This window comes from Lysinibacillus sp. JNUCC-52, from assembly GCF_015999545.1.
Classification (GTDB): Bacteria; Bacillota; Bacilli; order Bacillales_A; family Planococcaceae; genus Lysinibacillus.
Genome location: NZ_CP065546.1, coordinates 3,907,312 through 3,933,089, shown reverse-complemented (window position 1 = coordinate 3,933,089; position 25,778 = coordinate 3,907,312). Strand labels below are relative to the sequence as shown.

Sequence of the window (25,778 nt, the reverse complement as noted above, 5' to 3'; positions counted from 1 at the left end):
GCTAAAGCTAATGTAACAATAGAAAATAAAATAGCCACCTAATATGTAGGTGGCTGTATTATTGTTTATTCATTTTCATTTTTAAGACTTTGTAAGCGTCTCTTCCGCAACAATTGCCTCAATGCGTTTTAATGCACCTGGCTCCATTTCCTCTACCGCCGTTCCAGCTTCTTCTAAAGCCTTCGCATAACGGTATTGATGGAATGCTTGTTCCGCTTCTTTTAAACGAGCGTTTAATTTTGGGTTCGTTGCACGATGACGATTACCATATTGAATGATACGTTCGATAAGCATAACATTCTCAATCAATTCATGTGCTTTCGCGTGAACATCCTCAACGCAAAGAGTTGCTGCATTTAAGTTATTATGGATTGTTCCCATATTGAGTGGAACTTCTTGAAGACTTTGCATAACAACATAAATATGCTCTGCAGCCTCATCTAAACGAGCATCCATCTCTTCAGGAATACCTGGAATATTCGCCTTATTTAACAGGCGATCTGTTTCTTGAAGCGTCTTTTTCAAGTTTTCCACTTGTGTACGAGCTTTATTTTCATCAATGCGGAGCTTTTTCATTGTATTGGATAAATGTCCTTGCTCTTCGTGAATGCGCTCTAATTCTTCGCTAATTTCGATTAATTCTTCTTGTAGACTTGAATAAGCGGATTTCTCCTCAGCAACTCGTATTGCCAATAAATCATAGCGACGTTGGAGTGCTTCTAATTGTTTTAAAGCAGCCTTTGGAATTTCAGCATCTTTTTCATTTAGATGATAACTTTGCTGAACGAATGTTGCTTCATCACTTACTAATCGAGTTGAGCTTATAACATTTGTAATAGAACCTAACAATCGCTCACAATTCTGGTCTACATAATTTTTAGCAATTACTTCTTTTTCAAGTAAGTCATAAAAATGGTCGATTTCTTCATTTATTTCTGCAACTCGAGGTTTGACAACTGTTATATTCAGCTCCGCAAGTTCTTCTTTTAACTTTGCAAATTCAACTTCCAGTTTGTCCAACGCTTCTGTTAACTCTAAATGATGCAAATAGTACGATTGCTCTTCCATTTCACGTTGACCATTGCGCAATTCTTGAATCGCACCTGGTAACTTTACTTGTAGTTCCGTTAAAATAGTAGGAACGTCATTAATGTATTCGAATGTTTGCTGGGATTCATGATTCAAGTTAATGACAATTTCACGTGCCTGCAAATAATTTCCTTCACTAGTGAGTACATCAAATTCTTCAAATTTTTGAACAAATACTTCTAATTTTTGTTCAAGTGCTGGTAATGCGACACCAAATGAGTGTTGATGCGCAAGCAATGTTTTACGTGCTGAACGATAATATTCTTTTAGCTGTTCAATTTCAATACGGTTTTTTTCTTCGCTGCCAATTAATTCATTAAGTTCTTCTAAGATTTTATTTTTATCTTTTTCACACTTAAGAATATAATCTTCTATTTCACGTTCTATTAACGTTGCTCTTTTAAAACGAAGACGATTGATTTGATCTTCAGCGTCGAATAGAAGCGAATCAATTTTTGTCATATGTACATCGATGACTTCATCCCAACTATTACGCCACCGTTCAAACATTTCCTCTGTTTCACCATTCATGTTTAAAGATTTAACTTTGGAAATTTCCTCATTTATGGGATTGTTTTGTATTTGTAATTTTTCATTTTCAAGTTGAGAAATGATTGTTGTATGTTTTCTTCGCATCATTAATCCTACTATGGCTAATATTAATAGTAGGATAATTGGAATGATGATATACTCCATCGTAAGCCTCCTATTCTACAATAAACGAATTGGCTAGTTGTATTCATTATATACTATGTTTTCGCCTTTTGTACTAAAATTTGAGTGATTTTCAGAAAAGTGTATTCACGACCTACATATTGACAGTTCCGCCTGTGTCATTGAACATAGAGCATAAATATGTATTTATCATTTTACTAGTTAAAGGAGTGTAATATGTATGAAAAGAGACGGCCATATCCATAGCCCCTATTGCCCACATGGGACATCTGATTCATTTACACAATATATTGAAAAAGCTATTGCTGAAAACTTTACGGATATTACATTTACAGAACATGCACCATTGCCCTTCAATTTTAGCGACCCTACACCCGAAAAGGATAGTGGTATGCAACCAGATTTTTTATTGCCGTATTTTGAAGATTTACAGCAACTTCAAAAGCAGTATGCACAAGATATTCGCATTCGGATTGGTTTAGAGATAGACTATATTCAAGGTTTTGAGCAAGAAACTCGTAAATTCCTTGATACATATGGGCATTTTTTAGATGACTCTATTCTTTCAGTGCATTTTTTACAGTGGCAAAACACCTATGAATGCATCGATTTTTCTGCTGAGAATTTTATCGCTTTTGCTAAAAAGGTAGGTTCTATTGAACAAGTCTATCATTTATATTATGATACTGTCCTACAATCGATAGAAACAGATTTAGGTCAATTTAAACCGAAGCGTATCGGACATCCAACACTAGTTCATAAGTTTCAACTAGCCCATAATATGAAAATTGATGATACTGTCCGCATTCAGGAAATATTAACTACTATGCAGCAAAAGGGATATGAGTTAGATTTAAATAGTGCTGGTTTAAGTAAAACACATTGCCAAGAACCTTATCCACCATTTGCCTTTATTAATTATAGTAAAACGATTGGATTGCCTGTCGTTTTCGGTTCAGATGCACATACTGCTGCTGATTTACATCAGCATTATAAAACTCTATTTCCAATTATATAACATTTAAACGGGGTGCTATTATGTTTACACAAATTAATTATGAAGGATCCATCGTCGATCAATATAAGACATTAACAAAGCAATTAGATGCATTACTTTCTGGTGAGACAGATCGTATTGCTAATTTAAGCAACGCCTCTGCATTGCTTAATCAATTTCTCCCTGACATTAACTGGGTTGGCTTTTACATATTACAAGAACAAGAGCTAGTTTTAGGTCCATTCCAAGGCTTACCTGCCTGCGTAAGAATTCCAGTTGGACGTGGCGTTTGCGGATCCGCTGTTTCAAAAAAAGAAACGCTTGTTGTAGATGATGTACACGCATTTCCTGGGCATATTGCATGTGATGCTGCATCCCAATCTGAAATTGTTATTCCACTCATTCAGCAAGAAAAGGTGATTGGCGTGCTTGATATAGATAGCCCGATTAAAAATCGCTTTTCCGCTGAAGATCAAGTTGGCTTAGAACATTTTGTCAAAACTTTGTTGCTTCATATTTAAAAAACGGCTACAAGTTGCCACTAAAAAATGCCCTGAAATGGATTATAAATATATCATTTCGGGGCAATTTATTGTATAACATAGTTTATGCATTTGTTTGTAAAGTTCGATCATGGATACAAAATCTATTTTTCCCATTGTTTTTCGCTTCGTATAAAGCTGTGTCCGCATGTAGGAAAACAGCTTGAAAGGCTGGTTTATAGAGTTGATCCCATGTAATAAGACCTGCTGAAATGGTTACTTGAGGATCTGTTGCATTCGGTATTACTTCTACAATTGTTGAAGCAAGTTCGATTGCTTTTTGCTCATCAACATTTGGTACATACACCGACATTTCCTCTCCACCCCAACGAGCACAAATACCACTGGCACCTATTGTTTCCTCTAGTTGCACAGCAATTTGCACAAGAATTTTATCCCCTATTTGATGACCATAGGTATCATTAATGCGTTTAAAATTATCAATATCAATCAATAAAAACATTCCTGATTGATCTGTTTTTAATGATTTTTCTACAAATTGGTCTAAATAACTGCGTGCATATAATTTAGTTAAATGATCTCGATCAACCATTTCTTGTAGCTGATTTCGTAAAATAGAGTTTGCAATCGCTAATGAAGAATGATGGATTAAAGATTGCATTAGCTTAAAGCTATCAAATGAAAAGAAATACGGCTCTTTGTGTAAGACGATACTAAAGCCATTTATTTTTTCCTCCATTAATATAGGAATCGCCATTATTGAGCGATATTCTATTTGATTTGGGGTTAACCTGCTAAAATCGGCTATAAAAAGTGGATCATTTGTATGCTCAAAATGTTGTTCAACATGATTTATATAAGTCTTGCCTTCGTCTGATTTAAATAAGGATGTACTAGCATCTTTCACTACATAAGTAGCATTATCTTTAAAAGCGAAACAAACTTCCATTGGTTGGAAAGACTTCATTAATTGTTTTTGTAGGAAAAGTAACATTTCATTAATATCAATTCGCATATTTAATCGATGCGATGTTTCATTGATAAGTTGTAAGTCACTTACGAGGCGATGCGATTGATGATATAACTTGGCATTTTCTAGTGCATTGCCAGATGCTTGTGCGAGCATGCGCACAAAATCTTTTTCAGTTGCTGAGAAAAGGTATGTGGTTGGTGCACTAACTTGTAAAATCCCATAAATGGCTTGTCTCCCTTTTATAGGAGCGTTTAATAATCGACAATTCAAATCTCCAGCTAGTTCGGTTGTTAACTCACCTGATACAAAAGCTTCAATTGTAGCAGGTCTTTCTGATAAGTAATCAAAAAGCTTGATATCAATTGTTGTATGTCGATCTTGATCGTTGGATAATATAAGCTCCACATTAAATTCAGGGAAATTATCTCTAATATTTTTTAATACATTCTCTAAAATTAAATCAATATCCATTGTTGAATGAAATAAGTCAGTCATATTATAAAGTTTTCTATATTGATCTTCATTCAATTTTACTTCTAAGTTTTCAATCAAAGTTTGTAAAACTTTCGTAAGTATTTCTACACATTCTTCACCATAATCCGAAGTCATAAAGTCCGTCCAAGTATCGGTGGCTTCTACAAGCAACACACCAATAGGATCTTTGCCCTCCGCCTGGAAAAGCACCATATCTGTCATCATATTATAGGCTGTTTTTTCTTTTAATATATAAGGAAGCTTCACCACTTTTTGTTGGTAAAAGCTGGCTTCTATCATTAGCCATGACACAGCATTTAGTTTTGTTTCAATTGTTAAATTAGCTAATTCTTCCACAGGTATTAAACTATTACCTTCAAAGCTAAGAAATGCCGCATTTTCAATTTTCAAGTGCTTCTTTAGACACTGTTTAAATGAATAAAAATACTCATTAAAACTAATTAGTCCTCCATTCGAACTCACCCAAATGCTCAAAACATCAGATTTTATATATTTCAGCGTTTGTAAATGGTCTGTCATGAAATCACCTTTTCTATATAACGTACAAATCAATTACTATTAACTTATAATGTATTATACATAATTTGTGTCATTTTGACTATTTAATTCTGCCTTACTTTTACATTTTACATTTAATACCGTATCAATAACCATTTCGTAGTAGTGGAAAATGTCTTTCAAGGAAATTCCTACTATAGACCTTTTTAAAAATAGCAATACTAATAATTGACGTCTACGCTTTAAGCAGTTACAATGAAGGTTGTGTAAAATAAACGCAGCAGTGGTATAAGCTTATTACTGTATTTTATTCCTCTCTTTTACTGAGTATTACTTCTCAAAGTGTCTCAGCTACAAATAGATGGTGTATTATGTAACCTAATGGCTGCATAGGCGAAAATACATGAAAATAAAATGCGTATAAGAATGGGTACTACTGGTTTTTGTTTTACAACAAAAAAACCAAATTTAAAGGAGGAGACAACAATATGTCTCGTTATACAGGTCCATCTTGGAAATTATCACGTCGTCTTGGTATCTCACTAAGCGGTACTGGTAAAGAAATCGAAAAACGCCCTTACGCACCAGGTCAACACGGCCCGAACCAACGTAAAAAATTATCAGAATACGGTTTACAACTTCAAGAAAAACAAAAACTTCGTCATATGTATGGTATGACTGAACGTCAATTCCGTACTCTATTTGACCGCGCTGGTAAAATGAAAGGTGTTCACGGTGAAAACTTCATGATCCTTCTTGAAACTCGCCTTGACAACTTAGTTTACCGTTTAGGTTTAGCTCGCACTCGTCGTGGTTCTCGTCAATTAGTAAACCACGGTCATATCTTAGTAGATGGCAAACGCGTTGATATTCCATCATTCAGCGTTAAACCAGGTCAAACGATTTCTCTTCGTGAAAAATCTCAAAACCTTGCTGTAGTAACAGAAGCTATCGAAGTAAACAACTTCGTACCTGACTACTTAACTTTTGATGCAGACAAAAAAGAAGGTACATTCACTCGCCTTCCAGAACGTTCTGAACTATCTGCTGAAATCAACGAAGCATTCATCGTAGAGTACTACTCTCGTTAATTTTTTAACGTTAGATTGTTTTCGTTTCTTAAACCCCGCAACCTTGTTTATTCAAGTGTTTGCGGGGTTTTTGTGTTAATCAACAATTTCGCATTAATTCGCCTACTTCTCAAACCAACTTCTCCTAGGTAAATTAACCTAGCCAAGTGACTATTTTGAATATTAATTATCTCTCCTTATGAAAGAAAGTCACTCATTATTTTCAAATGAGTGACTTTCAGTGTCAGGCACTCAAACAATTTTGAGTGCCTTGTACGCTTATCTATGCTAACTGTAAAACAGGCTGACTTAAAAGGTTATGGTTATGATATACATGTAAATCTTGCTCATATAATTTATGATATGTCGCTAGGCTATGTTGCTTTATATAGTCAAAGTCCTTTTGATCTATTATATGAAGTGTATTATTAAGTTTGCATGCATTTTCCCATGCAGTTTCCTCGAATTGAATATTCATTTGGTGCTCTTCAATTATCATAGATAAAAGGCGCTCATTACGATAAATTTCCGTTTTGGCATGCTGTTTTTTCATTTTGAAAATTTCAATCGTTCTAGGAAGTGATGCTTGTAGTGCCTCACGGTCTACAGCATGGCCTAATTCATGTAAAGTAATTGTTTTTACATATACCTCAAGTGGAAGTGGTAACATTAGCTCATTTTTTGCTTCTACTAATCTTTTTGCATCAAATCCTATATAATCCCCAATAAAGTTATAACTCATATTAATACCAGAATGATCTTGTTTTATTGCTACCGTTAGCCCTACAGTTTGCATAACGGAATGAATTACATTATTTAGTTCTTTTTCTTTATTCAACGTTGTCATTATCTCTTTCCTCATTTCCTCTGAAAACAAGCTAATGAAAATTTATTAGAAGCGGATTAAATATATACTAAAATTAGGAGAAATACAACAGATTTATCCTGTTTATTTAGAGGAAATGAGATTTTTTCCATCAAAAAAGGCGTCTGTAGTTAAAAACTACAAACGCCTCTTTGCTTGTTTAAGGCTTTACATACTATTTAATTAGTTGTTGTTGTTGTTATTATTATTTTTGTTACGTTGATTTTGGTTTCCATTGGAGTTGTTACTACGCTGGTTGCTGCGTGCTTCTCCACCTTTACGACCTATTTCTTCATAAAAATCGTCGTCGTGGTTTTCAGCGGTAGCTTCTCCGCCCTTACGTCCAATTTCTTGATAAAATTCTTGGCCATGATTTTTAGACGTAGCTTCGCCACCTTTACGTCCAATTTCTTCATAAAAATCATGATCATGATTTTTGGAGGTAGCTTCTCCGCCTTTACGACCCGCTTCTTCTACAGTCATGTTTTCATTGTTGTTTCTGTTGCGATTGTTCTGCTTGTTAGCCATTATAATTCCTCCTAAATAATTTTTTTAAGCTATTGACTAGCTCACTATTTATATTCCCAGTCTCTACATGGCTAAACATTATTTTTAAAAAAGTCTATTATTTTCTTTAAACTTATAAAAATAGCTGCTAGTTTTCTTTATCGAATTCAAAAGTATTTAAATGTAAAAAGGTAATGTTTCGATAGAGCATCACGTTCTATAAACAGTTTTTATATTCCCTTTTTATATATTTTGTAATGACCCTTTTTTTGCATACATCCGTCCGACTAATTTTTCATTTTTATGCTCAATAGCCTTCCAATCAAAAATAAAGCACATTAGTCTTGGGAGTGAACTTTGCATTCAAAGCCTTCAACTTCCCTTCTTCTATTTATTAGGGGAAATTGTCAGACAAATTCACAAAAAATATAGTTTAATTAATTGTAAATTTTTCTGTACATTAAAATAGCAATTTTTCACTTTCCAAACAACATAAACACTATCATTATATTAACAACCGTATATCATTTATTTACTATTCAATCCTACTCGTAAATAGAACTAATTTCCAAAAAATATATTTTACTTTTATACGATAATATTTATTAAAACGTATTCAAATCAACCATCCTACTCCTAATCAACTTCCACAATATCATGTTATCAGTTACTTTTTTGTGAAATAATAACAGCAATAAAATTAACAATTTTAATAAAAATTCGTCTTGAACTTTCAAAAAAAATAGAATAATATGGATTTCGAAAGGTGGTTCACCATCATTCAAGCAATAATAATTTTTTTAAAGGGGTTGGAAATATGTCAGACGTTCTAAAGCAATTTGTAATGCCAAAAACAAACTTATTTGGGCCTGGAGCAATTCAAGAAGTTGGTAAACGCTTAAATGATTTAGAAGTGAAGAAGACATTGATCGTAACAGATGAGGGCTTACACAAACTAGGTCTCTCAGAGCAAATTGCTAACATCATAACAGCAGCTGGAATTGATGTTGCAATTTTCCCTAAAGCAGAACCAAATCCAACAGATCAAAACGTTGAAGATGGAATCGCTGTCTATCATGCAGAAAACTGTGATTCAATCGTATCTCTTGGAGGCGGTAGTGCACATGATGCAGCAAAAGGTATCGGACTTATTGCTTCGAATGGTGGACGCATTCATGACTATGAAGGCGTGGACAAATCAGAAAACCCACTGGTACCATTAATCGCTATTAATACAACAGCGGGTACGGCGAGTGAAATGACACGTTTTACAATCATCACAGATACTGAACGTAAAGTTAAAATGGCAATCGTTGACAAGCACGTTACACCGCTAGTTTCGATTAATGATCCAGAGTTAATGATTGGTTTACCTCCAGCTCTAACAGCTGCAACTGGTTTAGATGCATTAACACATGCCATCGAATCATTTGTATCAACAGACGCAACTCCTATTACTGATGCATGCGGAGAAAAAGTACTTCAGCTAGTACCTGAGTTTTTACCACGTGCATACGCAAACGGTGCTGATTTAGAAGCACGTGAGCAAATGGTCTATGCACAATTTTTAGCTGGTATGGCGTTTAATAATGCTTCACTTGGTTATGTACACGCTATCGCTCACCAACTAGGTGGCTTCTATAACTTACCACATGGTGTATGTAATGCGATTTTACTGCCACACGTTTGCCGCTTCAACTTAACTGCGCGCACTGAGCGTTTTGCTCGTATCGCTGAATTGTTAGGAGAAAATATTGAAGGCATCAGTAAACGTGACGCTGCAGAAAAAGCAATTACTGCCATAGAAAAACTGTCTAAAGACTTGAATATTCCTAGTGGCTTCCGCGAATTAGGCGCGAAGGATGAGGATATCGAAATTTTAGCAAAAAATGCTATGCAAGACGTTTGTGCTGCAACAAATCCTCGTAAAGCTACATTAGAGGACATTAAACAAATCATTACAGCAGCAATGGGACCTGTAGTAAAAACAGCATCTCTTGAAGCTGTTGCACTTTCTTAAAATTATCTTAACAATGGCGTGTCTCAATGAGGCACGTCTTTTTTTGAGCAAAAAGCAATCGCTTATTGTATGTGCGTCTAGTGAAAGCTATACTTTTCTTAAAAAGATATGGGGGACACATATGCGTTTAATTTCAATTTGCCCTAGCAATACAGAGCTTGTTGCCTATTTAGGGTTAACCGATCAACTTGTAGGTGTTGATGATTTTTCAGATTGGCCATTGGCTGTGCATGAATTGCCAAAGCTTGGACCAGACTTATCCATTGATATGGATGCATTAGAGACATTAAAGCCAGACTTAGTCCTTGCATCGTTAAGTGTACCTGGTATGGAAAAAAACATAGAGGCATTACAGGAGAGAAACATTCCCCACATCGTCTTTAATGCCAACTCGTTAAATGAAATTGCGCAGGACCTTATAACACTGGGTATTGCTTGTGGAGTAGAGGAGCATGCCAAAAAGATTTCTGAGGAATATTTACACTTTATCGCACAGCTTCAAACGATTGCCCAAACAATTCAAGAAAAACCGACACTCTATTGGGAATGGTGGCCAAATCCTATTTTTACGCCTGGAAAGGTCAATTGGTTAACTGAAATTAGCGTTCTTGCAGGTGGCCAAAATCTTTTCCACGATATTGAGTTAGCAAATGTCCAAACAGACTGGGAAGAAATTATAAGTCGTAATCCAGATTATATTTTAATGGCATGGGTTGGTGTTGCCTATGAGCGCATTAAACCGGCTCATTTATTGAAACGTCCACAGGCCAACGAACTTCAGGCTGTTCAAAAACAACATGTTCATGTAATGGAAGAATGGTTGTATTGTCGCCCTTCCCCTCGACTTGTGGAGGGCGCCCTAAAACTCGCGCAGCTTCTACACCCTCAAAGCTATCAGCAAATAGCACTGCCATCCTTTTTAGAATGCTAAAAACAAAAACATCCCCTCGAAGTAACGAGGGGATGTTGAATTGTGTGAGAATTGTGTGAGTGTCAGGCACCCAATCTATCCAAATTTAACCATATGGTATTTTTTCTTACCGCGACGCACAATGCTAAATGCATCTTCTAAGCGATCTTTTTCATCTACGATATATTCTAAATCCGTGATTTTTTCACCATTCACGCTAATTGCACCATTTGTTACATCTTCACGAGCTTGACGTTTAGATGATGAAATTCCTGCTTCCACAAGTAAATCCACGATATTTTTCTCTTCTTTCGCCATTTCAATAGAAGGAACATCTTTAAACGCATCCTTCATTTCCTCAGCCGACAAAGCTTTTAAATCGCCAGAGAAAAGTGCAGCAGTAATGCGAATAGCCTGATCTAAAGCTTCCTGACCATGGATTAAGCGTGTCATTTCCTCTGCTAAAGCTTTTTGCGCCTTACGTAAATGTGGCTCTTCTTCTACAGATGCAGCTAATGCGTTAATTTCTTCTTGTGATAAGAATGTAAAGATTTTTAAATATTTTACAACGTCCGCATCAGCAGCATTAATCCAAAATTGGTAGAACTCGTATGGAGATGTTTTCTTACTATCTAACCATACTGCACCACCAGCTGTTTTACCGAATTTCGTCCCATCTGCTTTTGTTACTAATGGAATTGTAATACCAAATGCTTTTGTTTCTTCTTCATGTGTTTTACGAATTACTTCTAACCCAGTTGTTATATTGCCCCATTGGTCTGAGCCGCCCACTTGAATGCGACAGTTGTAGTTGTTGTATAAATGATTGTAATCAATACCTTGAATTAATGTGTAAGCAAATTCTGTAAATGAAATACCTGTATCAAGACGTGAAGCAATCGTATCCTTTGCTAACATGTAATTAACATTAATTAATTTCCCGTAATCACGTAAAAATTCAATTGTACTAATATTTCCAATCCAGTCACGGTTGTTAACAAGTTGCGCTCCATTTCCATCCTCTGCAAATTCAAAAATGCGCTCTAATTGGCCTCGAATAGCTTGCACGTTTTTGTCAATTTGTTCCACTGTTTGAAGTTGACGTTCTTCAGAGCGACCAGATGGGTCCCCAATCATTCCTGTGGCACCACCTACAAGTAAAATTGGACGGTGGCCTGCTTTTTGGAAGCGACGAAGCGTTAATAACGGCACGATATGACCGATGTGCATAGAGTCAGCTGTTGGATCTACACCACAGTATAGTGAAACAGACTGTTCAGCTAAAAGTTTTTCCATGCCTTCAGCGTCAGTTTGTTGGTACAGCAAACCACGCCATTCTAAATCTTGTAATAATTCGTTTGTCATTGTTTCTTCCTCCTAAATTGTTTTTCTTTAGCGTGTAGACACAAAAAAGTCCCTACACGCAAAAATTTTGCATGCAGGGACGTTAATAACTAACGCGGTACCACCCGGCTTGAAGATGTCATCCATCTTCCTCTCATTCAACCGCCTTTATCGCAGGCGCGCACGTCTAAGCTCCAAGTACGTAATTCGTCTCTACATTATGACCAGCTTTCACCAACCGCTGGCTCTCTAAACAGGGAATATAGACACTACTGCAAACTCTTCATCACTAGAAAACTATAAGCATTATTCTATACGATTCTCTTTCAATGTCAATAACTATGTTCGAGGCAATTCATTATATGCTATAATAAACAAGATTTTAGGAGGTCGATACCTTGAAAGATTGGATTGAGAAAATCAATGCAAAGATCGATGAATTACTCGAACAAAAATGGATGAAGACATTACGTATTTCAGGCAGTGTAGTCTGGAACTTATTTTTACTATTTTTAGTCTTTGCATTGGTAGGCACAGTATTTGTTGGTTCTGTTGGCGCCGGCTATTTTGCCTCACTTGTAAAAGAAGAGCCTTTGCGCTCTAAAGATGAATTACGAGACCTTATTTTCAACTATGAGGAAACAAGTGAAATTTATTTTGCCAACAATATTTATATTGGGAAATTGCGTACGGATTTAGAACGTCGTGAAACATCTCTTAGCGCTGTTGCACCTGACTTAATTAATGCAGTACTTGCAACAGAGGATGAATATTTCCGCGAGCATAATGGGATCGTTCCTAAAGCCGTAATTCGAGGGCTACTACAGGACGTAACGAACTCTGCTACGCAAACAGGTGGCTCTACATTAACACAACAACTTATTAAAAACCAAGTGTTAACAAATGAAGTTTCCTATGAGCGTAAAGCAAAAGAACTATTACTAGCAATGCGTTTAGAACACTTTATGACAAAGGAAGAAATTTTAGAGGCCTATTTAAATATTATTCCTTACGGTCGAAATGCAACTGGACGCAATATCGCAGGTATTGAAACTGCAGCTGAAGGTATATTTAATGTGAAGGCAAAGGATTTAACACTTCCTCAAGCCGCTTACATAGCTGGTATTCCACAAGCACCTTATACTTACACACCATTTACGAATACAGGTGTGCTAAAAAGTGAAGAAGCTTTAAAACTAGGCATCGATCGAATGAAAACGGTACTCTATCGTATGAGAGAAGCAGGCTACATCAATGAGAAACAATACAAAGAAGCCCTCGCTTACGACATTACAAAAGACTTCCGTTCGCCAGAAGCACGTCCAGAAGATCGTTATCCTTGGTTAACGTTTGAACTGGAAGACCGCGCGAAGCAAATTATTGCTGAAAAGTTAGCGCAAGAAGATGGCATCGATCCAGAACGCTTAAAAACAGAAAGTAAATTAGAAGAAAAATATTCAATCTTAGCTGACCGCGATGTTCGTTCAAAAGGCTATCGTATTTATTCCACTATTAATAAGGATATGTACGATGCCATGCAAAAAGCGGCAGATAACTTTAAATATTACGGACAAACGTATACAGGTAAAGGCAAAGATCCTGTAACAGGTGAGGAAATAGATGTGCAAATGCCTGTACAGGTGGGTAGTATTTTAATCGAAAATAGCACAGGACGAATTTTAAGTTTCCTAGGTGGTCGTGATTTTAAAACGAGTCAAGTAAACCACGCAACTCGCTCTACCCGTTCAAATGGTTCAACAATGAAACCTTTACTTGTTTATGCACCTGCGATTGAATACGGCGTGATTGGTGCAGGGAGTCCCTTAGTTGACGTTAAGTTCGCTATTGGCGATTGGAGTCCTAAGAACTTTTCGGCGAACGATGAACGCGGTCTTATTCCTGCGCGTGAAGCGTTAGCTGACTCTCTAAATATATCAACCCTACGCCTATATTATGATATTTTAAATAGACGTCCCGCTGAGTTTTTAGCAAAAATGGGCTTCTCGGATTTACAACCTGAAGATTATACAAACCTTTCAACAGGTATTGGGGCTTTAGAAATAGGTACAACTGTTGAAGAAAATACAAATGCTTATGCTACTTTTGCGAATGGTGGTCAGTTTGTTGATGCCTATATGATTGAAAAAATAGAAGACCAAGATGGTAATCTTATTTATCAACATGAAGCAGAACCTGTACAAGTATTTAGTCCTGAAACATCTTATATCGTGACAGATATGTTGCGAGATGTACTATCAAAAGGCACAGGAACGGTTGCAAAAAATACACTAAAATTCAATTCTGATTTTGCAGCGAAAACAGGTACTTCGCAAAACACGAATGACGTTTGGTTAGTTGGTTATAATCCAAATATTTCCCTTGGTGTCTGGATGGGCTACGATAAACAACGCTCACTTGATGCATTTAATAATACGTACTTGCAACCAAGTGCCCGCATTAACAAACTATGGGGTACATTAATGAACTCAGTCTATGATGTAGACCCACAACAAATTGATGCCTCAACAAACTTTAAGGCACCAAAAAATGTAGTGACTGCTTCATTCTGTGGTATTTCTGGCCTTGCACCTTCTGCGGCTTGTGCAAGTGCAGGACTTGTACGTTCAGACTTATTTAATGCGAAAGTATTTTTACCGTCACAACCTGATGATAGCTTAGCTTCATCGAGTGTCGTAACAATTCAAGGTAAAACGTATAATGCACATCCAAATACACCAGCAGAATTTGTAAAAGCTAGTGGTGCTGGTATAAACCAAGCCTTTATAAAACGGATGTTAGGTAGACTGGGAGGTAACCCAGCAAGTCTACTACCTAAAAATTCATCTTTATCAAATTCAGCAGTATCAGCGGTCGATTTCCCAGCAGATGGAAGTGCGCCTGCAGCTGTAAATGCTTCCATTAATGGCAACACACTATCTTGGAGTGGCTCGTCTAACGACGTAGTAGGCTATCGAATTTATAATGTTACCAATGGTGGTAACACCCTTGTTTCTTCGGTGCTAGAAGCTACGCAAAGTATGACAGTTGCTAGTGGGCAAGCATATGTAGTTGTTGCTGTTGATATTACAGGTTTAACTTCACCACAATCAAATGTTGTTTCAACAGGTGGCAGTGAAACAAAACCAGATGAAGAGGACGATGAAGAAAAACCAACAACACCTACTGTACCTATACCACCTGCAAATGGGAATAACGGCAATGGCTCTGGCAATAATGGAAACGGGTCAAATAGCGGTAATGGCTCTGGCAATGGTAATGGTGGCAATGGCTCTGGTAATAACGGAAACGGGTCTAACAATGGCGGTGGTTCTGGCAACAATGGAAACGGGTCTAATAATAATAATGGCAGTGGTTCCGAAAATAACGGAAACGGGTCAAATGGCGGCAATGGTTCGAGCGGCGGAAATAATGGAGGTACGACACCTCCAACAGATCCACCAACCGAATAATAAAAGGCTTACTACAATGAAATTTCAATTGTAGTAAGCCTATTTTTTTGTCATTATTAAGAGGACAACTATGCAAAGGGGTAGGTAAAATGAAAATTTTAGTTTTAGGTGGCACGCGCTTTTTCGGTAAAAAATTAGTGGAGCTTTGCCTTCAAAATAAACATGACGTAACAATTTTAACTCGCGGCCAAAGTGGTAATCCATTTGGAGAACAAGTTCAACAGATAACTGTTGATCGCAACGATGTTCAAGCATTAACAAAAGCATTAGCTAATACGACATGGGATATCGTCTACGATAATATTTGCTATTCACCGAACGAAGCACATGAAATGGCTCAGCTACTACAAAACAAGACGAAAAAGCTTGTCTTCACCTCTACATTAGCTACTTATGAAGCAGATGGAAAGATGAAAACCGAGGCTGATTTTAACCCATATAAATACGAGATTCGTATGGGCGATATTAATGATTTCTCATACGGCGAAGGTAAACGTCAAGCAGAGGCAGTCCTTTTTAAAGAAGCGACATTCCCTGTTGTCGCTGTGCGTTTCCCAATTGTTCTTGGAGAGCACGACTATACACGCCGCTTACATTTCCATGTAGAACACATTTTAAAGGCACAACCTATCTCTTTGCCGAATGTTGATACAAAAATGAGTTTTATTTCAGATGATGAAGCAGCAGCATTTCTATATTTTGCTGGTGTTTCACCGATTGAAGGTCCTTACAATGCCACAGCATCAGGCACTATTTCATTGAAAGCATTACTCGAATTAATTGAGAAGGAAACTGGAAAACTTGCAAAAGTTTCACTTGTTGGCGGCGATGAAAATTCTCAATCACCTTATGGAATTCCAAATCATTGGTATATGTCGAATACAAAGGCAGAAGCAGCAGGGTTCACATTTAGCCAACTAAACGAATGGCTTCCTAGCCTTGTAAATAAGTTGGTAAAACAACTGCAATAGTGACTTACACATACAAAGGCACGAGCACATTAAAATTGAATGTGGCTCGTGCCTTTTTTTACAGCCTATATCTATTATAGTAAAATGGTTTTTAAAATGGCTACTGCTTCATCAATCTCTATTTTAGACACAGTAAGCGGTGGTAAAAGTCGAATAACATTTGGTCCTGCTCCTACAAGAAGTAAACCTTTGTCCTCCGCTGCTGAAATAAAAGGTGCTACCTCTGTATCGCCACAGCCAATCCCAAGTAATAAACCTTGACCTTGTACTGTATAGCTTGGCGGTAAATTGGCTTGTAGTTGCTTGACAAAATAGGCTGATAATTCTTGTACATTTTCTAAAAAGCTTGACTCAAAAACGTTTTCAAGGACCGTTTCAGCAACACGCATTGCTAAAGGATTGCCTCCAAACGTTGTACCATGTGTCCCTGGGCTAAACGTTTCATACAATTCAGCTGTCCCTAACATTGCGCCTACTGGGAAACCTCCCCCTAAGCCTTTTGCTAACGTTATGATATTCGGCTTCAAAACCGTTTGTTCAAATGCATATCGGGTTCCTGTTCTAGCGATTCCTGTTTGCACCTCATCAACAATCAATAAAATGCCTTTATCCTCACAAGTTTTTGCAATTGCTGCAGCAAATTCAGGCGATACGCTATTCACACCGCCCTCACCTTGAATCATTTCCAGCATAATGGCTGCAACTGAATCGTCTATCGTTGCTTCAAGGGCCTTGACGTCATTGAATGGCAGTATTGTAAATTTATCAACAAGTGGTCCAAACCCATTATGTACCTTGCCTTGACCAGTTGCTGACATAGCCCCAAATGTACGGCCATGAAATGATTTTTCAAATGTAATAATATGATGTTTTCCTGTATGCTTACGAGCCAGCTTAATTGCCGCTTCATTCGCTTCCGCACCGCTATTACAGAAAAACGCATACGTAAAATGTGTATCTGTAACTAATTTTTGAGCTACCTTCTCTTGCCCAGGTATATCAAATAAATTCGACATATGCCAAAGTGTTTCGCTCTGTTCCTGTATAGCCTTTACGATAGCAGGGTGAGCATGCCCAAGACTAACAACGGCAATACCACTTGTGAAGTCCAAATACTTTTTGCCATCACTATCTTGCACAACAGTTCCTTGCCCTTTAACAATCTGTGCACGACGTTTGCCATAGTTTCCAAATAAAGCGCTCATCTTATCAGCTCCTGAACTTCATTTTTAATGGACACCACCTTCAGAGCACGGCGTCCACTTATTACATAACTACATTACGGCAAAATCGTTGTACCGACTAATGTGTCGCCAACAATTTGCACGGATGGAACGCCTGCATTTAGACACTCGATCGCCCCTTGTACTTTTGGAATCATGCCACCATAAATATGGCCTTCCTCAATCCATTGAGCTATTAACAGTGGCGTTACTTCTGTTTGATATTCATCTTGAATACGAATTCCTGAGACATCCGTAACGAGCAGTAAGCTTTCTGCTCCAATAGCAAGCGCCACTTCGCTTGCTACCGTATCTCCGTTAATATTCAGCGCTTGACCATTGTAATCTGCACCAACACACGCGATTACTGGGACTATTCCAGCTGTAATTAATGCTTCTAACAACGGCGTATTGACCGATTGCACCGCCCCTACAAAGCCGTAAACGTCCTTGTCTAAAAAGTCAGCGACTAGTAATTGGCCATCAAAGCCATTTAGCCCGACTGCTGCAATGCCTGCTGTTGTTAACTCATGCACAAGCGAAGGATTAACATTTCCTATTAATGTAGTCTGAACAACGTCCATAGCTGCTGCGCTCGTTACACGAATGCCATTTAATGCATGGGATTCAATATGTCGTGCTGCAAGCTCGCGATTAATGGCAGGACCTCCACCATGCGTAATAATAAGTTCTATACCACTTGCTTGTAGTTTTTTAAAATTCTCAAAAAATGCTTCATTTAAGCCTTCAAGCGTGCTGCCACCCAGCTTAATAACCATGCGCTTACGAGCGGTATGATGCATTGATTTGAACGTAGTCATAGGTTAAGTCACATCCCCAAGCATGCCCCTTGCCTTCACCTATACCAAGTGACACAAAGATTTTCACTTCATGCATTTTTAAAATTTGAATTAACTCATCTTCAGAAAATGCAACTGGTTCACCGTTTTCGACCATTGTTGCACCACCAATTTGAATTGTAATTTTATTAGGGTCAACTGTTGCACCACTATAACCAACTGCTGCAATGATGCGTCCCCAGTTGGCATCGCATCCAAATACAGCTGTTTTTACAAGTGGCGAACCAACAACCGTTTTAGCAATTTTACGCGCTTCCTCATCTGAAATGGCACCTTCTACTTCAACCTCAATCAGTTTTGTAGCACCTTCACCATCTTTCGCAATCATTTTCGCTAAATCCTCTGCCACAGTTTTTAATGTATAGTAGAAGTTATGCCAATCAGGGTGCGCAAATGTTAAAGAATCATTGCCAGCTACACCATTTGCCATTACGACAACCGTATCGTTTGTCGAAGTATCACCATCTACCGTAATGGCATTAAACGTTAAGTTTGTAATTTCTGATAATGCTGCTTGTAATACATCCGATTCTATATTGGCATCTGTCGTAATAAAACCTAGCATTGTCGCCATATTCGGTTCAATCATTCCTGAACCTTTTGCTACACCTGCAATAATTATTTCTTTGCCATCAACTACTGTGCTATAGCTCGTATTTTTCATCACCGTATCAGTCGTTAATATGGCCTGCGCAAAATCGATTGCACTCTCCAAGCTATCCTTCGGCTCTAATTGTGATATCCCACTAGCAACTGGCTCCATATTCATAATTTCTCCGATTACACCTGTTGAGCAAACACCAACTAAATTTGCAGCTATCCCTAACTTTTCAGCTGCTAAAGCTTGCATGGTTTGCGCATCTTTTACACCTTGCTTCCCAGTACATGCATTTGCATTACCAGAGTTTACAATCATTGCTTGTATCTTTTTTGTTGTATAGACAACATCTTTCGTTACTTTTAATGGCGCTGCTTGAACGGCATTTGTTGTAAATACCCCAGCTACACTTGCAGGTACGTCACTAACTAAAATAGCTAAATCCTTTTTCTTATGCTTTAGTCCGCAATGAATACCTGCTGCTTTAAAGCCTTTCGGTGAAACGATGTTTTTACTTGATAATTTTTTCATAACGTTCGTTGATGCTGTTAATGTCATAAACGTTTTCCTCCTCAGTTTGTATAATAAAGGTGACTGGCACTAAAACAATTAGCAAAATTCAAAATTGTTTGGGTGACTGGCACTTAAATGGCACTTAAATAAAAAATGGCACGACGTCTAGGCCTGTTGTTTGAGGTAAGTCCAATTGCACATTCATATTTTGTATCGCTTGCCCTGCTGCCCCTTTAACTAGATTGTCAATAACAGCGACAATTGTTGCACGGTTAGTGCGGGTATCGACTTTGACGAAAATATCACAATAGTTAGAGCCTTTTACACGGTTTGTAGCGAGGCTATTTACATCGGTTACAACCCTTACAAATGGATGTTTTTCATATGTTGCTTGTAAGCAAGCGACTAATTGCTGCTCTGTAATACCTGGCATTAAAGGAGCATAGGCCGTAGATAAAATTCCACGTGTCATCGGCACTAAATGTGTATTAAAAGTAATGGCTGTCTCTACACCAGTAAACAATGAAATAGCTTGCTCGATTTCTGGAATATGTTGATGTGTGTTTGTTTTATAAATCGAGAAGCTTTCATTCACTTCACTAAAATGGGTTGTTTGCGATGGTTTATTTCCAGCTCCTGATATTCCACTTTTTGCATCAATCACGAGGTAATTAGAATCTATTAGTCTCTCTTTTAACAAAGGTAATAACGAAAGTAGAACCGCTGTTGGATAGCATCCTGGGTTCGCAATAAGTGCGGCATTTTTCACATTATGAGCATTCCATTCAGTTAAGCCATATACACTTTGCTGAATAATTTCTAATGGTGCAGCTTTTTTTCCGTACCACCGTTCGTAACTTACTGGATTTTTTAAGCGGAAATCTCCCGATAAATCAATTAACCTCGGACCTTTTCCGACTAAAGGTGGTAACAGTTCACTTGTCACACCAGAAGGCGTACTTGCAAATACTACATCCAATTTCGCTAAAGACTCATAATCTATTTTTTGCAATGGCGCATCTGTTATCGTAACTAAATGTCCAAACTTTGTAGAAAAAACGACACCTTCTTCAGAAGATGTAAATAACTCTATATGCTCTACCGCTGGATGATTATGTAAAAAGCGGATAAGCTCCAATCCTCCATATCCTGTTGCTCCCACAATTCCTACTTTCATTTCACTCACCTCTAAAATAAGTTAAAAATAGTATACGTCTGCATAATTATTAAGTCAACTGAATTTTTATTTATTTATATTATTTTCTCAATCTTCTGTTATAGATGTTTCGAATTGATAAATACTACTGTAAATTAAGAAAAAGAAGGTAGGGACTCTTTCGTTAATCGAATGAATCTCTACCCTCTTCAGATGCATATATTGAATAAAAATAAATTTACATATTGAATACCAATTAATCTTCCATCGTGGAAAGATCACCAGTTGGCAAATCTAACTCCCATGCTTTTAATACGCGTCGCATAATTTTACCGCTTCGTGTTTTCGGCAGTTTTTCTTTAAACTCTATTTCTCTCGGTGCCGAATGAGCAGATAAGCCCCTTTTCACAAACTCACGAATATCCTCAATTAAAGCATCCGACGGCTCCACGCCTTCTCGTAAAGATACAAATGCTTTAATAATTTCCCCACGTACAGGGTCCGGCTTCCCGATAACTCCAGCTTCTAAAACGTCAGGATGTTCTAGTAGCTTACTTTCAACCTCAAACGGTCCAACACGTTCACCTGCTGTCATAATAACATCATCCACTCGGCCTTGGAACCAGAAATAACCTTCATCATCCATATAAGCTGAGTCACCAGACACATACCACTCACCTTTTAAGAAATAGGATTCATAACGCTCTGGATTACCCCAAATTTGACGCATCATAGCTGGCCAACCACGACGCACCGCTAAGTTACCCATGGTAAATGGTGGAACTTCATTACCCGCATCATCTACAATTGTCGCATGAACACCTGGTAGTGGCTTGCCCATTGATCCAGGCTTAATATCCATGCTCGGATAGTTACAAATCATATGTGCACCCGTTTCTGTCATCCACCAAGTATCGTGAATGCGATGTCCTAGCTCTTCACTTCCCCAACGGATAACTTCAGGGTTAAGTGGCTCCCCAACAGATAATACATGACGCAATGATGATAGATCATAATTTTCTAGCATTCCACTCCCAGCACCCATTAGCATACGAAATGCAGTTGGCGCACTATACCATACTGTTACACTGTAATCCTCAATCGCTTGATACCATGCTTGTGGCGAGAAGCGTCCACCAACGATAAGCATTGTCACACCATTTAACCAAGGACCAAATATTCCATAGGATGTTCCCGTTACCCAACCTGGATCAGCCGTACACCAATATACATCATTTTCTCCTAAATCAAGTACCCACTGTGTTGATTGATACTGCTGAATCATCGCATTATGAACATGTAAAACACCTTTTGGGGCACCTGTCGAGCCTGAAGTATAATGTAATATCATACCGTCCTCGCGGTCCATCCACTCGATGTCAAACTTAGCAGAAGCCTCTTTCAAGCGCTTATTAAAATCTAATATTTGTGGCGTTTCTTCTATCTCAGATCCTACTAAAAATACATGTTGCAAGTTTGGCAGTTTATCTAATGGAACTCGCTCTAGTAATTCAGGTGTTGTTACTAACACCTTCGCATCGCTATCTGAAAGACGATCATAAACTGCGCCTTCCATAAATGCTTCAAACAATGGCCCCACAATAACGCCCATTTTTAAAGCACCTAATAATGAAAAGTAAAGCTCTGGTGAACGCGGCATGAAAATAAATAAACGATCGCCTTTTTCTAGGTTTGTTGCTGTTTTAAATACATTTGCCGCCTTGTTCGTCAGCCTTTTCATTTCATTAAAGGAGTAGGCTTCCTTACGCTTCCCATCGTTGTAATATAGGGCTACTTTATTTTTCCGAGATGTTTCTGTATGACGGTCAATAGCCTCATATGCCATATTTACTAAACCTGTTTCATGCCAACTAAATGCTTTTTCTGTTTCTGCCCAATCATGTGTTGCTGCTGCCACCTCATAATTTGGCAAGTTATACTGCCCTGGTATCGCTGTTAATTTCTCCATCGTTTTCATCCCCATAAATTTACCCCTTCCTTTTTTGGCTTTAGTACATTCGTAAGCAAATTTCATTTCGTACTCACGATACCCCCGTAATTACGCTTGGACGTAATCGTAGCTGCCTGCCACTTCGGTTCACTTTGCTTGTATGCAATCTTCTCTTGAAGCCCCCTATAAAGGATAAAAAAAGGAGCATCCATCCCCATTTAGAAAATTAAGTGAAATAATGGCAATTGAAACAATTTCGCCATAAAAAACAGCTACTGAATGATATTAAAATTCGCCACTTTCTCCAAAGACAAATACGTTATGTAGCAATTGTTATAGAACAGTTTATGCAATCAATATTTGAACAATGCTTATTAAAACAACGTTCATCTGTTAAATAACAGTTGCAATATAAATCTATTTTACACGAATTCGACCTGAATGTCTCAATATTTTTATTTTTCCGAAAATGTAGTTATATTTCGTAATTTTAAGCGTTTTTCCGCTTTAAATCAGCTATAATGGAATTATTAAACTCAGGTGGTGTAATTATGGAACACAAAAAGACTTTTTTTTCTGTTACAAAGGAGACAAAGCATGGTACTGTTTATGTGGAAGGGCCTGTTCCTCCAGAAAAATTAGCTACATATACATTCCACGAGGGATTAGTTGCCTTTAGACCCCCAAAGCAACAACAGCAAGCCATCTTAGAAATTGCTGGGCTTCCTGAAGGGCGTATTATTATTATTCGAAATAACGACATTATTGTAGGCTACGTCACCTATTTATATCCTGATCCGCTTGAACGGTGGGCAGAGGACAAAATCGATAATATGATTGAATTAGGTGCGATTGAGGTCATTCCTGACTATCGTGGAACAGGTGCTGGTAAAGCATTGCTAGCGGTGTCCTTTATGGGAGATGAAATGGAGGACTACCTTGTTATAACAACTGAATATTATTGGCATTGGGATTTAAAAGGTACGGGATTAAATGTATGGGATTACCGCAAAATGATGGAGCGAATGATGAGTTCCGTTGGCTTCGAGTATTTTGCTACAGATGATCCTGAAATTACATCACATCCTGCTAATTGCCTTATGGCACGGGAGGGTAAACGAGTGCCCCCTGAAACAATGGAAAGGTTCGACAGGCTTCGTTTTAGAAATCGCTTCATGTATTAAAACCAACACAAAGGGGATGAGTATATGATTGTTGAAGAAATTATGAATGAGGAGCCTTACACATTGGCTCCGACCAACACTGTTCTAGAAGCACTGAGATTGATGCGCGAAAAAAAAGTTCGTCATTTACCTGTCATCGATAATGATCGGCATGTGCTAGGTGTAATTACAGAGCGCGATATTAAAGAGGCATTACCTTCCTCATTGAAAGATGAACCTAATTCTCCAGTCTTTAGCGCGAAGGTAGAAGAAATCATGATTAAAAACCCTCTTGTCGGTCATCCGCTTGATTTTGTAGAAGAAGTAGCGCTCACTTTTTATGAAGCAAAGGTAGGTTGTTTACCTATCGTTTCTGGAGGAAAACTAGTAGGAATTGTGACAACAACTGATTTACTCTACACATATATAGAACTGACTGGTGCCACTGAACCTGGCTCCAAAATTGAAATTCGAGTTAGCGATACTCCTGGAGTTTTGTTTGAAATAACGAAAATTTTCAATCTCCATCATGCCAATGTCCAAAGCGTTTTAGTATATCCTGATTCTGAAAATACACAAAATAAAATTTTAAGCGTCCGAGTTAAAACTTTAAATCCACTTGCTATCATAGAGGAACTTCGCCAAGAAGGATTCGACGTGTTATGGCCTAATTTACCAGGTGTTTCTTTAAAATGAAAAAGGCCGTCTTTGTTTATTCGCCAGAGCAACTCGGATATAAATTTTCAGATACGCATCCTTTCAATCACAAACGCTTAACGCTAACGATGGATTTATTAAAAAATATAGGAGCGCTCGATGATGTCGATATCGTTCCTGCATGCATTGCCACAGAAGAAGAACTTTTACTTGCACATGATCCGAAATACATTGAAATCGTTAAAGATGCCGGCCATGGTAAACTGAGTGAGGCACAATGTGCAAGCTATGGTATAGGCACTGAGGATACACCAATCTTTAAAAATATGCACGAAGCTAGTGCCCAACTTGTCGGAGGCACATTAACCGCTGTCGATTGGGTAATGCAAGGAAAGGCTCAGCACGCGCTAAATCTTGGTGGAGGACTACATCATGGTTTCCGCGGTCGTGCTTCCGGTTTTTGTATATATAACGATAGTACAGTTGCCATTCGATATATACAGGAAAAGTACAATGCGCGCGTGCTCTATGTTGATACGGATGCACATCATGGTGATGGTGTACAATGGAGTTTCTACGAAGACCCAAATGTTTGTACATTATCTATTCATGAAACAGGGCGCTACTTATTCCCTGGAACAGGAAATATAACTGAACGCGGCAATGGTCAAGGTTATGGTACATCTTTTAACTTTCCAATTGATGCATTTACCGAGGATGATAGTTTCTTAGAAATATATGAAAAAGCTATGCGTGAAGTTTTCGAGTTTTTTAAACCAGATGTTGTTTTAACTCAAAATGGTGCCGATGCGCATTATTTTGATCCTTTAACACATTTATACGGTACTATGAATATTTATAGAGAAATTCCAAAGCTCGCTCATAAATTGGCACACGAATATTGCGATGGAAAATGGATTGCAGTTGGTGGTGGTGGTTACGATATTTGGCGTGTCGTGCCAAGGGCATGGTCGCTGTTATGGCTAGAAATGACAGATCAAAAAATCCCAACAGGAGCCTTACCTCAAGCATGGTTAGACCGTTGGCAGCCAGAAGCGCCTGTTCCCTTTATCCCAACATGGGAGGACCCTAATCCTCTCTATGAGCCGATTCCTCGAAAAACTGAAATTGAAGAAAAGAACGCTCAAATGTTAGAAAAAGCGTTACATATTATTCGCACAGAAAATCGTAGCTAGCGGGGCTTAGCGGTGCCAGGCACGCAAACAATTCTGAATTTTCATAGCATTACTAGTATAGTTAATCCACGTAG

At 37.9% G+C, this 25,778-nt stretch carries 20 protein-coding genes and 1 other annotated feature; of the genes, 10 read left to right on the top strand and 10 right to left on the bottom strand.

Features of this window, described 5'->3' with window-relative positions:
- Nucleotides 1-81: 81 nt before the first annotated feature.
- Nucleotides 82-1,785, bottom strand: coding sequence for a septation ring formation regulator EzrA (gene ezrA / locus JNUCC52_RS19445; RefSeq protein WP_139860403.1), 1,704 nt, complete (start codon nt 1,783-1,785; stop codon nt 82-84).
- A gap of 199 nt (nt 1,786-1,984) precedes the next feature.
- On the opposite strand from ezrA, the gene hisJ reads away from it, so the two are divergent.
- Together hisJ and JNUCC52_RS19435 are read left to right on the top strand one after the other, a co-directional pair.
- Entirely contained in the window at nt 1,985-2,782 is a 798-nt protein-coding gene (gene hisJ / locus JNUCC52_RS19440) for a histidinol-phosphatase HisJ (protein ID WP_337980593.1), read from the top strand.
- Between the two features lie 20 nt (nt 2,783-2,802).
- A complete protein-coding gene (locus tag JNUCC52_RS19435) occupies nt 2,803-3,282 on the top strand; it encodes a GAF domain-containing protein (RefSeq protein ID WP_173477555.1) in 480 nt (159 codons plus the stop codon).
- A gap of 85 nt (nt 3,283-3,367) precedes the next feature.
- Here the strand turns inward: JNUCC52_RS19435 and JNUCC52_RS19430 are convergent, their stop codons facing one another.
- Nucleotides 3,368-5,251, bottom strand: coding sequence for a sensor domain-containing diguanylate cyclase (locus tag JNUCC52_RS19430; RefSeq protein WP_173477556.1), 1,884 nt, complete (start codon nt 5,249-5,251; stop codon nt 3,368-3,370).
- 467 nt (nt 5,252-5,718) lie between these two features.
- Here JNUCC52_RS19430 and rpsD point away from each other — a divergent pair, with 467 nt between their 5' ends.
- Complete coding sequence (rpsD, locus tag JNUCC52_RS19425) at nt 5,719-6,321, top strand: 30S ribosomal protein S4 (protein WP_173477557.1); 603 nt, start codon at nt 5,719-5,721, stop codon at nt 6,319-6,321.
- 262 nt (nt 6,322-6,583) lie between these two features.
- Here the strand turns inward: rpsD and JNUCC52_RS19420 are convergent, their stop codons facing one another.
- Both JNUCC52_RS19420 and JNUCC52_RS19415 read right to left on the bottom strand, forming a co-directional pair.
- A complete protein-coding gene (locus JNUCC52_RS19420) occupies nt 6,584-7,147 on the bottom strand; it encodes an integrase (RefSeq protein WP_337980592.1) in 564 nt (187 codons plus the stop codon).
- Nucleotides 7,148-7,348: 201 nt separating this feature from the next.
- On the bottom strand, nt 7,349-7,693 hold the full coding sequence (locus JNUCC52_RS19415) for a KGG domain-containing protein (RefSeq protein ID WP_337980591.1): 345 nt from the start codon (nt 7,691-7,693) through the stop codon (nt 7,349-7,351).
- 796 nt (nt 7,694-8,489) lie between these two features.
- Between JNUCC52_RS19415 and JNUCC52_RS19410 the strand changes: the two genes are divergently transcribed.
- Together JNUCC52_RS19410 and JNUCC52_RS19405 are read left to right on the top strand one after the other, a co-directional pair.
- Nucleotides 8,490-9,692 (top strand): iron-containing alcohol dehydrogenase, encoded by a 1,203-nt coding sequence (locus JNUCC52_RS19410; RefSeq protein ID WP_173477560.1) that lies wholly within the window; start codon nt 8,490-8,492, stop codon nt 9,690-9,692.
- 121 nt (nt 9,693-9,813) lie between these two features.
- Entirely contained in the window at nt 9,814-10,623 is an 810-nt protein-coding gene (locus JNUCC52_RS19405; RefSeq protein ID WP_337980590.1) for a cobalamin-binding protein, read from the top strand.
- A gap of 75 nt (nt 10,624-10,698) precedes the next feature.
- Here the strand turns inward: JNUCC52_RS19405 and tyrS are convergent, their stop codons facing one another.
- Nucleotides 10,699-11,967, bottom strand: coding sequence for a tyrosine--tRNA ligase (gene tyrS, locus JNUCC52_RS19400; RefSeq protein WP_173477562.1), 1,269 nt, complete (start codon nt 11,965-11,967; stop codon nt 10,699-10,701).
- Between the two features lie 72 nt (nt 11,968-12,039).
- Nucleotides 12,040-12,242 (bottom strand) — a binding site (T-box leader).
- A gap of 102 nt (nt 12,243-12,344) precedes the next feature.
- Between tyrS and JNUCC52_RS19395 the strand changes: the two genes are divergently transcribed.
- The gene (locus JNUCC52_RS19395) at nt 12,345-15,416 is read left to right on the top strand and encodes a transglycosylase domain-containing protein (RefSeq protein ID WP_337980589.1); all 3,072 of its coding nucleotides are present in this window, start codon (nt 12,345-12,347) and stop codon (nt 15,414-15,416) included.
- A gap of 89 nt (nt 15,417-15,505) precedes the next feature.
- A complete protein-coding gene (locus JNUCC52_RS19390) occupies nt 15,506-16,387 on the top strand; it encodes an NAD-dependent epimerase/dehydratase family protein (RefSeq protein ID WP_337980588.1) in 882 nt (293 codons plus the stop codon).
- A 74-nt stretch (nt 16,388-16,461) separates the two neighbouring features.
- Here JNUCC52_RS19390 and argD read toward each other — a convergent pair whose 3' ends face one another.
- From argD to acsA, 5 genes are all read right to left on the bottom strand, one after another.
- Complete coding sequence (gene argD, locus JNUCC52_RS19385; protein ID WP_337980587.1) at nt 16,462-17,592, bottom strand: acetylornithine transaminase; 1,131 nt, start codon at nt 17,590-17,592, stop codon at nt 16,462-16,464.
- A 74-nt stretch (nt 17,593-17,666) separates the two neighbouring features.
- A complete protein-coding gene (gene argB / locus JNUCC52_RS19380; protein ID WP_337980586.1) occupies nt 17,667-18,431 on the bottom strand; it encodes an acetylglutamate kinase in 765 nt (254 codons plus the stop codon).
- A complete protein-coding gene (gene argJ / locus JNUCC52_RS19375) occupies nt 18,394-19,626 on the bottom strand; it encodes a bifunctional glutamate N-acetyltransferase/amino-acid acetyltransferase ArgJ (RefSeq protein WP_173477564.1) in 1,233 nt (410 codons plus the stop codon). The genes argB and argJ overlap by 38 nt, the downstream gene beginning before the upstream one ends.
- 97 nt (nt 19,627-19,723) lie before the next feature.
- Nucleotides 19,724-20,758: an N-acetyl-gamma-glutamyl-phosphate reductase gene (gene argC, locus JNUCC52_RS19370; protein ID WP_337980585.1), complete on the bottom strand. Its 1,035-nt coding sequence runs from the start codon at nt 20,756-20,758 to the stop codon at nt 19,724-19,726.
- Nucleotides 20,759-20,993: 235 nt separating this feature from the next.
- The gene (acsA, locus tag JNUCC52_RS19365) at nt 20,994-22,721 is read right to left on the bottom strand and encodes an acetate--CoA ligase (RefSeq protein WP_443136898.1); all 1,728 of its coding nucleotides are present in this window, start codon (nt 22,719-22,721) and stop codon (nt 20,994-20,996) included.
- A 518-nt stretch (nt 22,722-23,239) separates the two neighbouring features.
- Between acsA and JNUCC52_RS19360 the strand changes: the two genes are divergently transcribed.
- Genes JNUCC52_RS19360 through JNUCC52_RS19350 form a run of 3 tightly spaced genes read left to right on the top strand, consistent with a single transcriptional unit; the run spans nt 23,240 to nt 25,704 of the window.
- Entirely contained in the window at nt 23,240-23,872 is a 633-nt protein-coding gene (locus JNUCC52_RS19360) for a GNAT family N-acetyltransferase (protein ID WP_173477566.1), read from the top strand.
- A 24-nt stretch (nt 23,873-23,896) separates the two neighbouring features.
- Nucleotides 23,897-24,547, top strand: coding sequence for an acetoin utilization AcuB family protein (locus tag JNUCC52_RS19355; RefSeq protein ID WP_173477567.1), 651 nt, complete (start codon nt 23,897-23,899; stop codon nt 24,545-24,547).
- Nucleotides 24,544-25,704 (top strand): acetoin utilization protein AcuC, encoded by a 1,161-nt coding sequence (locus JNUCC52_RS19350; protein WP_337980584.1) that lies wholly within the window; start codon nt 24,544-24,546, stop codon nt 25,702-25,704. The genes JNUCC52_RS19355 and JNUCC52_RS19350 overlap by 4 nt, the downstream gene beginning before the upstream one ends.
- The last annotated feature ends 74 nt before the right edge of the window (nt 25,705-25,778 follow it).